Source organism: Janthinobacterium sp., from assembly GCF_009923995.1.
GTDB lineage: Bacteria > Pseudomonadota > Gammaproteobacteria > Burkholderiales > Burkholderiaceae_D > Janthinobacterium.
Genome location: NZ_RFSK01000010.1, coordinates 99,578 through 112,623, shown reverse-complemented (window position 1 = coordinate 112,623; position 13,046 = coordinate 99,578). Strand labels below are relative to the sequence as shown.

At 62.1% G+C, this 13,046-nt stretch carries 13 protein-coding genes; 8 read left to right on the top strand and 5 right to left on the bottom strand.

Translation table 11 applies throughout. The features are described 5' to 3' along the window. Positions 1–152 precede the first annotated feature (152 nt). Together EBS11_RS07780 and EBS11_RS07775 are read right to left on the bottom strand one after the other, a co-directional pair. Positions 153–1,217: a GGDEF domain-containing protein gene (locus EBS11_RS07780; RefSeq protein WP_290601807.1), complete on the bottom strand. Its 1,065-nt coding sequence runs from the start codon at positions 1,215–1,217 to the stop codon at positions 153–155. A gap of 158 nt (positions 1,218–1,375) precedes the next feature. Continuing rightward, positions 1,376–2,428 (bottom strand): GGDEF domain-containing protein, encoded by a 1,053-nt coding sequence (locus tag EBS11_RS07775; RefSeq protein WP_290601805.1) that lies wholly within the window; start codon positions 2,426–2,428, stop codon positions 1,376–1,378. Between the two features lie 239 nt (positions 2,429–2,667). Here EBS11_RS07775 and EBS11_RS07770 point away from each other — a divergent pair, with 239 nt between their 5' ends. The 7 genes from EBS11_RS07770 to EBS11_RS07740 all read left to right on the top strand — a co-directional run bounded on the left by EBS11_RS07770 (position 2,668) and on the right by EBS11_RS07740 (position 7,304). Further along, the gene (locus EBS11_RS07770) at positions 2,668–4,293 is read left to right on the top strand and encodes a tetratricopeptide repeat-containing response regulator (protein ID WP_290601804.1); all 1,626 of its coding nucleotides are present in this window, start codon (positions 2,668–2,670) and stop codon (positions 4,291–4,293) included. A 181-nt stretch (positions 4,294–4,474) separates the two neighbouring features. Beyond that, entirely contained in the window at positions 4,475–4,798 is a 324-nt protein-coding gene (locus EBS11_RS07765; protein ID WP_290601803.1) for a hypothetical protein, read from the top strand. A 58-nt stretch (positions 4,799–4,856) separates the two neighbouring features. Beyond that, complete coding sequence (locus EBS11_RS07760; RefSeq protein ID WP_290601802.1) at positions 4,857–5,168, top strand: hypothetical protein; 312 nt, start codon at positions 4,857–4,859, stop codon at positions 5,166–5,168. 420 nt (positions 5,169–5,588) lie between these two features. After that, on the top strand, positions 5,589–5,894 hold the full coding sequence (locus tag EBS11_RS07755; RefSeq protein WP_290601801.1) for a hypothetical protein: 306 nt from the start codon (positions 5,589–5,591) through the stop codon (positions 5,892–5,894). A 235-nt stretch (positions 5,895–6,129) separates the two neighbouring features. Further along, positions 6,130–6,264, top strand: coding sequence for a hypothetical protein (locus EBS11_RS07750; protein WP_290601799.1), 135 nt, complete (start codon positions 6,130–6,132; stop codon positions 6,262–6,264). A 212-nt stretch (positions 6,265–6,476) separates the two neighbouring features. Beyond that, the gene (locus EBS11_RS07745) at positions 6,477–6,791 is read left to right on the top strand and encodes a cyclic-phosphate processing receiver domain-containing protein (protein WP_290601842.1); all 315 of its coding nucleotides are present in this window, start codon (positions 6,477–6,479) and stop codon (positions 6,789–6,791) included. A gap of 114 nt (positions 6,792–6,905) precedes the next feature. Continuing rightward, on the top strand, positions 6,906–7,304 hold the full coding sequence (locus tag EBS11_RS07740; protein WP_290601797.1) for a VOC family protein: 399 nt from the start codon (positions 6,906–6,908) through the stop codon (positions 7,302–7,304). A gap of 166 nt (positions 7,305–7,470) precedes the next feature. On the opposite strand, the gene EBS11_RS07735 is transcribed toward EBS11_RS07740, so the two are convergent. From EBS11_RS07735 to EBS11_RS07725, 3 genes are all read right to left on the bottom strand, one after another. After that, the gene (locus tag EBS11_RS07735) at positions 7,471–8,106 is read right to left on the bottom strand and encodes a TetR/AcrR family transcriptional regulator (protein ID WP_290601796.1); all 636 of its coding nucleotides are present in this window, start codon (positions 8,104–8,106) and stop codon (positions 7,471–7,473) included. Positions 8,107–8,117: 11 nt separating this feature from the next. Continuing rightward, entirely contained in the window at positions 8,118–10,553 is a 2,436-nt protein-coding gene (locus EBS11_RS07730) for a membrane-bound PQQ-dependent dehydrogenase, glucose/quinate/shikimate family (protein WP_290601794.1), read from the bottom strand. A 307-nt stretch (positions 10,554–10,860) separates the two neighbouring features. Further along, on the bottom strand, positions 10,861–11,913 hold the full coding sequence (locus EBS11_RS07725) for an NAD(P)-dependent alcohol dehydrogenase (protein WP_290601793.1): 1,053 nt from the start codon (positions 11,911–11,913) through the stop codon (positions 10,861–10,863). A 177-nt stretch (positions 11,914–12,090) separates the two neighbouring features. On the opposite strand from EBS11_RS07725, the gene EBS11_RS07720 reads away from it, so the two are divergent. After that, positions 12,091–13,035 (top strand): AraC family transcriptional regulator, encoded by a 945-nt coding sequence (locus EBS11_RS07720; protein WP_290601791.1) that lies wholly within the window; start codon positions 12,091–12,093, stop codon positions 13,033–13,035. The last annotated feature ends 11 nt before the right edge of the window (positions 13,036–13,046 follow it).

Below are 13,046 nucleotides of genomic sequence, written 5' to 3'. Positions count from 1 at the left end.
TAGGTATGACAATATCTTTCGTACGGCAAATTTCCTTTGCGCGCATTATACCCGTTTTACCCCTGCTTTATGACCGGAACTTATGGCTTTGCGGCCATTTTGCCCGTGAAACAGGCAGTTTTCGTCAACTTGCAACAAGCTGCGCCGGATCGTCAGGCGATCACATAGCGGTTCTTGCCCTGGCGCTTGGCCAGGTACAGCGCTTCGTCGGCCAGGCGGTAGCTGTGGCCCAGCTCCCTGCCCCGGTCCAGTTCCGCCACGCCCACGCTGATCGAGACGAACTGCACGGCCAGGAAGCCCTGGCTGACGGCCTCGACCAGGCCGCCGGCAAAGGCGCGCACCTGTTCGCGGCTGCCCGCGTAGACGATGCCGAATTCCTCGCCGCCCAGGCGGCCGCACAGATGGCCCTGCGCCTTGTCGGCGATGATGGCCGCCGTGCGCACGAGCACGTCGTCGCCCGCGTCGTGCCCCTGCTGGTCGTTGATGGTCTTGAAATCGTCGATATCGATCATCAGGAAATACAGGGTGCCGCCCTGGGGCGCGCCATGCATCTGCTGGGCCCGCTGCGTGAACATGCGGCGGTTGTTCAGGCCCGTCAAGCCATCCTGGAAGGCCAGGCGCGTCAATTCCACCCGGGAGTGATAATTGCGCAAACGCAATAAACTGAAGCTCACGTTCAGCGCCAGGCCGAACAGCACGCTGACGACGATCATCAGCGGCGCCCACGATTCGTCGGGCAAGCCCGCGTTGACGGGATACAGGCCGTGGCCCACGTTCCACCATACGCCCGCCACCACGGCCAGGTAGCTGAGGCCGCCATTGAAGATGGAGGCGATAGCCAGGGTCATGAAGACGCCCACGGGCAAGACCCAGAAGCTGGCGTGGTGGACGGCGTCGGCCATGGTGCGCAGGCCGAAGGTCAGCGCCAGCACGGCGCAGGCGCCCGTGACGGTCAGCACGGGCAAGGTGGTGCAGCGGTAGCGCACCACCAGGCTCATCAACATGCCCGCCAGCGCCAGCCAGGCGTGCGTCAGGTTCGGATGGTAGGCGGGCGGCATCAGCAGCCAGGTCAGGCTGAAGGCGACGATTCCCAGCACCTGCGTGACGAGGCCGACGCGGTGCAGTTCCGCAAAATAGGTGTGCTGCTGTTCGCTGTTGCCGCCAAACGCGAGGGGGACGGCGACGCGCCGCAGGGTAGGCATGGAAGGAAGGCGCATCAGGAAGGCTGGATTTTCTCTGGTAAAGGTACAACGCCAGCGGTCACGTCACGGTGAAACTCTGCGTCTACGCCACATCCGCCCCGTTTGCGGCCGGCAGGATGATGCAAATAGCATACCTGCTCCCTGGCGCCTTCGCAACACTGATGTGCATGCCGTCAGGCGATGACGTAGCGGTTCTTGCCCTGGTGCTTGGCCTGGTACAGCGAGGCATCGGCCTGGCGATAGCTGTGCGCCAGTTCCGTGCCGAAGGCCAGTTCGGCAATGCCCACGCTGATGGACACGGCCTGGCCCGGATTGAAGGCGAGGAAGACGGCATCGACGAGGCTGGCGGCGAACTGGCAGACGGCGCGCCGGTCCCCCTGGTAGACGATGCCGAACTCCTCGCCGCCCAGGCGCCCGCACAGCTGGCCGCCGCAGGCGTCGGCGATGATGCGCGCCGTCTTGACGAGCACCACGTCACCGGCGTCATGGCCCAGGGTGTCGTTGATTTTCTTGAAATTATCGATATCGATCATCAGGAAGTACATGGGGTGCCGCTGCTGCTGCAATTGCTGCGTCAGTTCCGTAAAACGGCGGCGGTTGTTCAAGCCCGTCAAGCCATCCTCGTAGGCCAGGCGGGTCAGCGCTTCCCGGGCGCGGAAGTCGCGCAGGCGCAACAGGTTGAAACTGATGCTCAGCACGAGGCCGAACAGCATGCTGTAGGCGATCAGCAGGTTCGCCCAGGCGGCATGCGCCATCGCAGGGTCCAGCGGGAAATGGCCATAGCCCAGTATGCCCCAGACCGCTGCCGCCACGATGAGGTACACCACGCAGCCATTGAAGATGGGCGCCGCCAGCAGCACCATGAACACGCCCACGGGCTGCATCCAGAAATCCGCCTGGCCCACCCCTTCCGCCAGCAGGCGGAAGCCGAAAGCGATGGCGCACATGCCCAGCGCGCCGCCCAGCTTCAGCACCCAGATGGCGCGCGCGCCCACGTTGATGCCGATGGCCAGGGCGATGCCGGCCAGCGCAGACAGCAGTGCGGCCATGTTCAGCGTATTGACAGGGGGAATGAAGGCCCACACCAGCAAAATACTCGCCAGGGCAAAGGATTCGCTGATGACGGCCATGCGGCGCAATTCGGGGAAATACTTTTCAGCATGCGCCCGCCCTCCGCCGAACAGCAGGTGATGCAGGGTTTGCTTGCGCGTGTCGGTCAAATACATGGCGGCTTTCCAGGCGAGGTATCCAGCATGGTCAAACGTAAAAGGTTGCCCTCAGGATACCCCGCGCCTGCCCCGCCGGCAAGCGCGCCCACCTGCCGTATCGTGCCGCGCGCGTTCGCCTGCATTTTGTTAGCGATTTGCACCGGCTTTGCAGTATGCTGGCAAATAATAATATTATTAGGCAACTACGTCGCACCATCGAGCCGCAGAGCCATATACAGATGAACGAGAGCTGAACAATGCCAGAATATAGCGACTTATCTGTCCTGATCGTCGACCCGAACCCCAGCATGCGGGGCAACCTGCACAATATGCTGAACCAGGCAGCCATCACCAAGGTGGAATATGCCGTCAATTCCGGCACGGCCATCCGCCTGCTGACGAAAAAACCGTTCGACATCATCCTGTGCGAATACGATCTTGGTAGTGGCACGGACGGCCAGGACGGCCAGCAGCTGCTGGAAGACTTGCGCCACCACAAACTGATCGGCCTGTGGACCATCTTCATCATGCTCACGTCCGAAGCCATCCACAGCAAGGTCATCAGCGCCGCCGAACTGACGCCGTCCGATTACATCCTGAAGCCGTTCACCGTCGACGTGCTGAGCGGGCGCATCGAGCGCGCCATCGAGCGACGCGCCATCTTCCTGCCCACCTACCAGCTGATCGACAAGGGCGACCTGCGCGAAGCCGTGAAAAGCTGCCGCGCGGGCGAACTGCAGCATCCGCGCCTGGCGCCCGATTTTGCCCGCCTGCGCGCCGAACTGCACCTGACCCTGGGCGAGTGGCGCGAAGCGGAACAGATCTACGCCGACACCCTGGCCACGCGGCCCATGGCCTGGGCCCACCTGGGACTGGCGCGCACCCTGTTCGAGCAGCAGCGCCACGAAGATGCGCAGGATGCGCTGCTGGAACTGGTCGAGCAGAATCCCCGCTTCATGGCCGCCTACGACTTGCTGGCAAGGAACCATGAAGCCATGGGCCAGCAGCTGCAGGCAAAGAAGATCCTCGAGGACGCCGTGGCCATTTCGCCGCACATGGTGCGCCGCCTGCGCCACCTGGGCGGCATCGCCTTCGACACGGGCGACATCGGCGCGGCCGAGCGGGCCTACAAGCAGGTGGTGACGAAAGCGAAGTATTCGGAATTCCGCGACCCGGAAGACCACGTCAACCTGGTGAAAACGCTGGTAAAAAAGGGCGACGCGCCGCAGGCGAGCGGCGTGCTGCGCGACATGGAGCGCTCGCTGCGGGGCGGCGCCAACGTGGAAGCGTGCCGCGCCATCTCGGCCGCCATGCTGCATGAACTGTCGGGCAACGACATCGCCGCCGCCAGCGAGCTGCAGCTGGCCGCCGCCGCCCTCGACGGCGCGCGGGGCCTGTCGACGCAGCTGAAGGTGGGCCTCGTGCAAAGCTGCCTGAAAAACAACCTGGAGCAGGCGGCGTCGGACGTCATGATGAAGCTCGTCAACGAGGCGGACAGCGACGTGACGATGGAAGCGGCCGTGGACGTGTTTGAAAAGGCGGGCCGCCATGACCTGGCGCAAGGCATGGGCCAGCAAATCACCAACCAGGTGCAGGAACTCATGCAGGATGCGGCCAGCAAGTCGGAAAGCGGCGAATTCAAGGGCGCCGTCTTCGTGCTGCGCCAGGCCCTGCGCAAGACGCCGGGCAACCTGCCCGTGCTGTTCGCCTCCGTCGACGCCATCTTGCGCCAGCTCAACATGCTGGGCTGGGAAGCCCCGCTGGCCGAACAGGCGCAGCACCAGATGCAGGTGATCCGCAAGATCGACCCCAAGCATCCGAAGCTGGAGTCGCTCAGGCAGCAGTATGCGGCCACGCAGCACAAGTATGGTATTGCGACCTGAGCCTGCCTGCTCCCTTTGACAGCCGGGACCGGACCCTGCGGGACGCGCCGGCCCGTCCGGCCCGGTCCTTGCATCCGGGTTGAGCGCGCCTGGCAGACCTCAATGACGACCAAAAAAGCAATGAATTCGCACGCCGGGCGACTCCCCGCCTCCCGTCCGCCATCAAGGCGGCAGCGGACTGTTGACAAACGACGTTCATGCCAAAGAACTCCTTCCGCGAGGTGATCGTATTCAAGACATTCTTGAAACCCGCACTCGTGCCCGTCACTACTGTGGCCAATTTCAAGCTGTGCCGGCAGGCCTCGGCTTAGTTTCCGACATTACGATCAACAGTTGCAGCGCAGTCGTCAATGCGTTTGCGGCTGACGGTTTTTTCTGGGCGAAGGAAATAAAAATTGGCGAGTGCTGCCGGCATGCTGGAGCGAACGACCGTACCTTGCAGGCTGGGCACTTTCCGCATCTGCAAAATGATTCACATATGGTTTATGAAAAAACATTACAATAAAATCATTTTCAAATAAGCCATACAGTGGCGCTTGTACTTGCAACATTCCAGAGGAAATATGGAACAACTTTTAACGCTTAGTCAAATCACACTGGCTTCTGTGGTCATTGCCGGAATCCTCGCTGTCGTTATCCGCAGTATTTTCCATTCCCGCCATGAGTACAAGGTCGAAGAGACCGGTATGGTGCATACTCTTCCTCAGATACCGATGAATGAATTAGGCATTCTAAGCCCCCAGCTGAAATTCGCTGACGCCAGCATGGCTCCCGCTCAACCGTTCCTTTTCAAGATCACGGGCATGGATGACGACAATGTGACTGATGACTGCCTTCACTTAGCCGGAATAAGCAATACCTCTTATATCGAATAAGCTGCTGATGCGATAAAAAAGTCACCATTGCAATTGAGCAAAGCTGGCTCGGTTGTTATCGTCCGCGTTTCGGCGAATGTGCCATGACTTGACGGAGTCTCACTTTTTAGAGGTGCCCGCCTGCCTTGGCCAGTCAGGCGATTCCTTATCGGCGGCTTTCTTTTAAGCCTGCGAAGCACGCAGCACCAGGCCCGAGTCGCCGTGTATCTGCACTGTTGTAGACAGCGCTCCCAGTCCGGTGAGGGCCGCCGCTGGCAGATGTTTTGCCAAGCGGCAACAAATCAGCTAGCAATTTCCGCAGTTTTATATGAATATGCTGAAACAGGATGATGACGGAGCAGTTGCAGCAGACTTTTTTTGTCACTGCATCTTCTTCTTAGTCGCCAAAACAGGACACTCACATCTGAAAGCACATTTGCAATGAACACACCGGAAAACACTTTTTCAATTTCGCTGGATCAAGTCAACAGCGTTTTCGGAATTTCGGCCCCTACGCTGCGCGCATTGGCAAATAGCCATGGCGTGACCGAAGAGGCAATCATCGTCCGGGCGCTGAACGAGTGGGCCAAGAAGGAAATCCCGGACCTTGATCTTGACTCGCCTGAGCTGTCCGAAAAGCAAATTCAAGTTCTGCTCGATTCTGCAAGCAAAAAGGACGTTTTGAAGGACAACGCCCCATCTTTGCTTAATTTGTATAAAGCAACCTTCCCCGAATCAGGAAACTGATCATAAAAACGGCATTGATACCTCCAACAACAGGAGATTTTTTAGGGTTTTGGCGTCCAGATCATCTCGATCGAACTGAGCCAGGACCTAAATCACATGCCGTTTCTAGGGGCAGACAGGCATTGTCGGCACCGTTTTCCGGGTATTCGTTCATGGATGCCATGATTATCGTTGACGCCACTTTACTTCTTTGATGTAAAGAAAAACAACATACAGAACATTAAAGGATTTCCAAATGAAAGAATTATTCAAAGACATAATCAAGGAAGTGGTGATTGCTGGAAAACAAGGTCCACGTATTTATTTCGAGCCTTTTGTCTTTATTTTCAAAACCTTTCGCGGCCAGTCCACAAAACAAGACATTCGATGATGAAACTCAAGCGCCGCCCGCTGCGCTCAGTCTAGCATTGCCCTCTCCACTAAAACCACATCCCAAGGATGTGGTTTTTCTCCTTCTTATCATGCGGGCGCATAAGCGGAAGCTACTTTGGCGTAAGACGCTCTGCGCTTCATAGCCAGCATGCGCATAGGGTATTATTGACGGACCAGAAATATTCATCAACTCTCCAGGGGCATGAAGGAATGAAGGTGTACCTCGACGATGAGCGCACTACGCCGGAAGGCTGGACTCGCGTGTATTGGCCTGATGAGGCAGTAGCGCTATTGGCCGCCGGCGGTGTTGCCGAAATTAGTCTCGACCACGATCTTGGCGATGACGGGCGGGGCACCGGCTATGACGTCGTCTTGTGGATCGAGGAAGCAGTCGCATTGCGCGGTTTCAAGCCCCCGCTTATCCTGGTTCATTCGGCCAACAGTTCCGCGCGTGAAAAGATGCAGGCAGGTATCGCTGCCATCCGCCGCCTCGCCACTGGGCGCGGTGTCAGTGAACGGCAATAGACGCAATGTCATATAGGTGTACAGACTCATAGGTGTACAGACTCAAACTTGCGCTGACAGTCGCTGTCAGATGATTGACAGTCTTAATACCCATATCTTGACCAGGGAGACGCCATGAAGAAACAGATCATCCTCAACCTGCCCGTGCAGGATCTGGGCAAATCCAGGGCCTTCTTTTCCGCCCTCGGCTTTACCTTCGATCCCCGCTTCAGCGGCGAGAACGCAGCCTTCATGAACATCGTCGGCGACACCATCCAGGCCATGCTGACGACGGAACCGTTCTTCCAGTCCCTGATCGACAAGCCGGTCGCAAATGCCAGGCAAGCCAATGAAGTCGTCATTTGCCTCAGCTGCGAAAGCCGGGAAGAGGTGGACAGCCTGATCGCCAGGGCAGTCGCCGCCGGCGGCCGCACGCCGCATCCGCCCGAGGATCACGGCTTCATGTACGACCAGGGCTTCGAGGATATCGATGGCCACCTGTGGAACCTGGTGTGGACGGCGCCGGAAGCCTGACGCCGGGCGCATTCCCCTGCGTCTCTGGCAGGCATGCCCCCGACCAGCAATGCTGTCGGATTATGGCCCTGCGGGCCTGATCCGACCTGCTTTTTACGCTTTCAGAGGCGCGTGGCGCAGGCGGGATCAGCGTAGCGCCATCCGACGCCACTGGTGCCTGCGTCGTCTAGTTCCGCGCCACCCTCGCCACCACCAGCTCGATCAATTCCGCGATCAGGGGCCGGAACGCGGCGGCGCTGCCACCCTGCCCCAGCATGACGGTGCGCGTGGTCAGGTGCGAGAAGACGGCGTCGAAGAGGATCTGCGGCAGGTTGGACAAGGCGGTATCGGGCGCGATGCGGCCCTGGGCGCGCTGCTGCTCCAGCAGGCGCAGGATCAAGGCGTGCCACACTTGCGGACCGTGCTCGTACCAGGTCTGGCCCACGGCCGGCACGGCGGCCGCGCCCGTGACGACGAGGCGGTAAAAGTCCACGTGGCGGGGGCTGGTGACGACGGCCACCAGTTCATCGAGGATCAATTGCAAGCCCTGTTCCAGGCCGACTTGCGACGTATCAAGCTGGCGCAGCGCGATGATGAAATCGGCGCACAGGTATTCGACCACGGCCACCAGCAGCTCCTGCTTGCTGCCGAAATAGCGGTAGGCCGTGGCTTTCGAGCCGCCCGCCGCCGCCACGATGGCGTCCATGCTGACGCCGTCGTAGCCGGAGGCGAGGAAGAGGTCTGCCGCCGCCACCAGCAGCTTGCGCCGCCGCTCCTCGCTTCGGTTAGTCGGGGAAGCGGGAACGGTGCGCAACTGGGGCATGAAGCAAACTCTTACTGTGTCTTGGGAAGCGCGTATGCTATCACGTAATCCCCCCGGTCCGGGCTCTGGCGGGCGCCACCCGCGACCACCACCACGTACTGGCGGCCCGACCTGGGCGACACATACGTCATCGGCGTGCCTTGCGAGCCGACGGGCAGGCGCGCCTTCCACACTTCATGCCCTGTGGCGATATCCATGGCGCGCAGGTAGTAATCCTGCGTGCCCGCATAAAACACCAGGCCCGATGCCGTGCTCACGCCGCCGCCCAGGGTCGGCATGCCCAGCGGGATGGGCAGGCGCGCGCGCATGCCGTTGATGACGGCGTCCTGCACCGTGCCGGCCGGACGCTCCCACACTTTCTTCTGCGTCTTGAGGTCGATGGCGGCAAACACGCCCCACGGCGGGCTTTGGCAGGGAATGCCCAGCGGCGAATTGAAGGCCTTGTGGTCGATGACGAAGGGCGTGCCATCCATGGGATAGGTGCTGCCCACGCCGTGGCCCGACGTCAGCTTGGCCACGTCCACCGTTTCGCGCGGCACCAGCTTGACCACTTGCGGCATGCGGATATCGTTGACGAACATATAGCCATTGCTTTCATCGACGGCCGCCCCGCCCCAGTTGAAGCCGCCGTAGTAGCCCGGATAGATCAGGGTCTCTTTGGTACTGGGTGCCGTGAACTCGCCCTGGTAATTGAGCTTGCGGAAGCTGATGCGGCAAGCCAGCTGGTCGAAGAAGGTGGCGCCCCACATCTCGCGCTCCGTCAGCGTATCCGCGCCCAGGGCCGGCATGCCGGTGGAGTATGGCTGCGTTTTTGCCACCCAGTCGCCGGCCGCATGCTCCTGCGGCACGGATTTTTCCACCACGTCGGCGATCGGCTTGCCCGTGCGGCGGTCCAGCATGAAGATCTGGCCACGCTTGGTCAGCTGCACCAGCGCGGGAATCGTGCCGCCCTTGCCGTCCGGGACGTCGTACAGGGCCGGCTGGGCGGCCACGTCGTAGTCCCAGATGTCGTGGTGGACGGTCTGGAAGGTCCAGCGCTCGCGGCCCGTGGCCATGTCGAGGGCGACGATGGCCGACGAGTATTTCTCCGTCAGCGGCGGACGCTTGCCGCCCCAGAAGTCGGGCTGCTCGTTCCCCAGCGGCAGGTAGACCAGGCCCAGGGCATGGTCGACGGCGGGCGTGGACCACATGTTCGGCGTGCTGCGCGTGTACGTCTGCCCTTCCGGCGGCAGCTTGGTGATGGCCGGATTGCCCAGGTCCCAGGCCCACACCAGCTCTCCCGTGTCGGCGCTGTAGGCGCGCACGACGCCGGACGGCTCGTCGACGGAGCGGCCATCAAAGACCCAGCCGCCGAGGATGATCAGGTTGCGCGCGATGGTCGGCGCCGACGTGTAGGCGTAGTACGGCACGTTGGCGCGCACCTTGCCCAGGCCCGTCATCAGATCGACGGAACCTTTGTCGCCGAACCCCTCGCACAGCTTGCCCGTCTGCGCATCGATCTCGATCAGGCGCGCATCCATGGTCACTTGCACGATGCGTTTGGCGCACGCGCCCTCCTGCGGCGCGCCGGCCGCCTGCATGCCTTCAAACTGGAACGGCTGTGTCACCGAGGCCGGCTCGTAGTAGCCGACGCCGCGGCAGCGGTTCCACGTCTTGGTGTTGGCGGGACGCGAATAGTAGCTCCAGCGCTCCTTGCCCGTGTCCGCGTCGAGCGCGACGACCTTGCTCGTCGGCGTGCACGTGTAGACCGTGTCGCCGATCTGCAGCGGCGTGTTCTGCGATTCCGACGCGCCTTCGGCCAGCTCGCCCGTGCGATAGCTCCACGCCACCTGCAGCTGGCCGACGTTCCGCTTGTCGATCTGCGTGTAAGGGGCGAAGCGCGTGCCGTGCGGCCCATAGCCATAATGCGCCCAGTTGGCGCTGCCGTCATTGACGGCCGTCACGGCATCCTGCTGCGGCTGCACGGTGGCTTCCAGCACGCCGTGCGGCTTGAACATGGACGCGAAACCGGCCGCCAGCACGACGGCGAACAGGGCGGCGAAACCGCGCGACTGCCCCGGACGCGCATGGCGCGCGCCCCCCGGCAGCCACGGATGCACGAGGGCGGCCACGAGGCCGATGACGAGCCATGGCGCCAGGCGCGGCACCATGGGCCAGAAGGCGAAGCCGATTTCCCACACGGCCCAGATCAGGGTGCCGACGACCAGCACGGCGACGACGGCGCTGGCCAGCCGCTTGCGGCGCAGGTACAGCACGCCGGCGAGGAGCAGGCCGAGACCGGCCAGCAGGTAATACCAGGAACCGCCGAGGGTGAGGAGTTCGATGCCGCCAGCCGCCAGGGCCAGGCCGGAAAGTCCCAGGAAGATGCCGAAAACCGCCAGGGCAATGCGCTTGCCCCTGGAGACGGGCGGGATCGCCGCCGCTCCATTCTTTGTTGAAGTGTCCATTTTTTATCCAAGACGCCTCCCCTGCCCAGGCAAACACGTCGGGGATGGCTGATTTTTATAAAACCACGTAGTGAAACTGTACTGTACGGTTTCATTTTATGCCGATTTTTGACGCAAGGAAAGAAAAATTGATGTCGGAGCTTGATTTTGGGCGGGGATGGGATGATTTGGTGGGGATGTCGGATTAAGGGGTCAGACCCGATGGGTCTGACCCAGCCTTGTGCGTCGCTCGGAGTATCCAATGATGCTCAGGGCTCAGCACCGGAAAAGCTGGAGTCGGACCCGACGGGTCCGCCCCCTTGTCAAATTACTCAGCCAGCGACGCCATGTCAATCACAAAACGATATCTGACATCGCTTTTCACCACGCGCTCGAACGCCTCGTTGATGTCCTGGATGCGGATGATCTCGATGTCGGAGACGATATTGTGCTTGCCGCAGAAATCGAGCATTTCCTGGGTTTCCTTGATCGAGCCGATCATGGAGCCGGACAGGCTGCGGCGCGCGCCCACCAGGCCGAAGGCGCTCACGGGCGGCACGGCGCCGTCCGGGATGCCGACGATGACCATGTTGCCATCCACTTTCAGCAGGTTGATGTAGTGGTTCCAGTCGATGGCCGCGCCCACGGTGCAGATGATCAGGTCGAAGGTGCCGGCCAGCTTGCTGAACGTTTCCGCGTCATTGGTGGCGTAGTAATGGTCGGCGCCCAGGCGCAGGCCGTCTTCGCGCTTCGACAGGGTCTGGCTCAGCACCGTCACTTCGGCGCCCATGGCGTGGGCGATCTTCACGCCCATGTGGCCCAGGCCGCCCATGCCCAGGATGGCGACCTGCTTGCCAGGGCCGGCCTTCCAGTGGTTCAGCGGCGAGTACAGGGTGATGCCGGCGCACAGCAGCGGCGCGGCGGCGTCCAGCGGCAGGTTGTCGGGAATCGACAGCACATAGCCTTCCTTGACGACGATGCTGTCCGAGTAGCCGCCCTGCGTGGCCGTCTTGCCATCGACTTCCAGGCCGTTGTAGGTCTGGATCAGGCCTGGCATGTACTGTTCCAGGTCGACGTTGCGCGTCTTGCAGGTGGTGCAGGAATCGACGAAGCAGCCCACGCCCACGTGGTCGCCCACCTTGAACTTGGTGACGTCGGCGCCGACGGCCGTGACGACGCCGGCGATTTCATGGCCGGGCACCATGGGGAAGGCGGAGCCGCCCCATTCGTCGCGCGCCTGGTGGATGTCGGAATGGCACACGCCGCAGTATTTGATCGAGATGGCCACGTCGTCGGCGCGCGGGGCGCGGCGCTCGAACGTGAACGGTTGCAGTGCGGAGGTCGGGCCCAGTGCGGCGTAGCCTTTGGCGATGGTAGTCATGAAAACTCCTGTATCTGTATGTGTGACGGGGGGAGACGCGTGTCTTGCATGCGATGGCGCTAGTCTGCGGCAAATGCGCCGCGCGCGTTACCGCGATCCTGCAAGACCTTTGCACGATCCTCCAAATCTGCGTAAGATCATCCCCTGCCCTTCCCCGCCTGATGCATACTGGCCCCCATGTCCACACAGCTCCCCCCGCAAGACGAAATCGCCGCCCTGATCAGCCGCCACGCGCCCCGCAATGGCGACTACGCGACGGCCATCGGCAACCTCACCTTCCACCGCCAGTCCTCCGTCACGGAATCGCTGTTCCACGCGGCGCGCCCCAGCGTGGCGCTGATCGCGCAAGGGGGCAAGCAGGTCACCCTGGGCACGGAAACCTTTCATTACAGTCGCATGCAGTACCTGCTCACGTCCGTCGACCTGCCCGTGCAGGTGCGCGTGGTGGAGGCGAGCGAAGCGGCGCCGCACCTGTGCGTGGTGCTGGGCATCGACATCGCCGACGTGGCCGCCCTGCTCGACAGCGAACGTGCCGGCGATGGCGCGGCGGCGCAGAAAATCCTTCCCGCCACGCGCGGCATTTCCGTCAGCGACGTCTCGCCCGAGCTGCTCGACGCCATGCTGCGCCTCGTGCGCCTGCTCGACAAGCCGGACGACATCGCCGCGCTGGCGCCCCTGATCCGCCGCGAACTGACCTACCGCCTGCTGAACGGCCCCGTGGGCGCGCGCCTGCGCCACATGGCCCTGGCCAGCAGCCAGTCGCACCAGGTGGGCCAGGCCATCGACTGGATCAAGCACCATTACGCCCAGCCCCTGCGCATCGAGCACCTGGCCGGCATGGCGAACATGAGCATGTCCTCGCTGCACCACCACTTCAAGGCGATTACCGCCATGACGCCGATGCAGTACCAGAAACTGCTGCGCCTGCAGGAAGCGCGGCGGCTGATGCTGGTCGAGCAGATCGATGCCGGCACGGCCGGCTACCGCGTCGGCTACGCCAGCGAGTCGCAGTTCAGCCGCGAATACAGCCGCCAGTTCGGCCGCGCGCCCATGCGCGACGTGGGCCAGGTGCGGGCGCAGCTCAGCGGCGCCACGGCCTACGGCACGCCATCAGTGGCCTGACGGCCGGCGCC

Excerpts from the sequence above, each read along its gene's own strand:
- EBS11_RS07750 (WP_290601799.1), top strand. The coding sequence starts at position 6,130 with ATGAAAGAATTATTCAAAGACATAATCAAGGAAGTGGTGATTGCTGGA.
- EBS11_RS07740 (WP_290601797.1), top strand. The coding sequence starts at position 6,906 with ATGAAGAAACAGATCATCCTCAACCTGCCCGTGCAGGATCTGGGCAAA.
- EBS11_RS07775 (WP_290601805.1), bottom strand. The coding sequence starts at position 2,428 with ATGTATTTGACCGACACGCGCAAGCAAACCCTGCATCACCTGCTGTTC.
- EBS11_RS07755 (WP_290601801.1), top strand. The coding sequence starts at position 5,589 with ATGAACACACCGGAAAACACTTTTTCAATTTCGCTGGATCAAGTCAAC.
- EBS11_RS07725 (WP_290601793.1), bottom strand. The coding sequence starts at position 11,913 with ATGACTACCATCGCCAAAGGCTACGCCGCACTGGGCCCGACCTCCGCA.
- EBS11_RS07760 (WP_290601802.1), top strand. The coding sequence starts at position 4,857 with ATGGAACAACTTTTAACGCTTAGTCAAATCACACTGGCTTCTGTGGTC.
- EBS11_RS07745 (WP_290601842.1), top strand. The coding sequence starts at position 6,477 with ATGAAGGTGTACCTCGACGATGAGCGCACTACGCCGGAAGGCTGGACT.
- EBS11_RS07735 (WP_290601796.1), bottom strand. The coding sequence starts at position 8,106 with ATGCCCCAGTTGCGCACCGTTCCCGCTTCCCCGACTAACCGAAGCGAG.
- EBS11_RS07730 (WP_290601794.1), bottom strand. The coding sequence starts at position 10,553 with ATGGACACTTCAACAAAGAATGGAGCGGCGGCGATCCCGCCCGTCTCC.
- EBS11_RS07780 (WP_290601807.1), bottom strand. The coding sequence starts at position 1,217 with ATGCGCCTTCCTTCCATGCCTACCCTGCGGCGCGTCGCCGTCCCCCTC.
- EBS11_RS07720 (WP_290601791.1), top strand. The coding sequence starts at position 12,091 with ATGTCCACACAGCTCCCCCCGCAAGACGAAATCGCCGCCCTGATCAGC.
- EBS11_RS07770 (WP_290601804.1), top strand. The coding sequence starts at position 2,668 with ATGCCAGAATATAGCGACTTATCTGTCCTGATCGTCGACCCGAACCCC.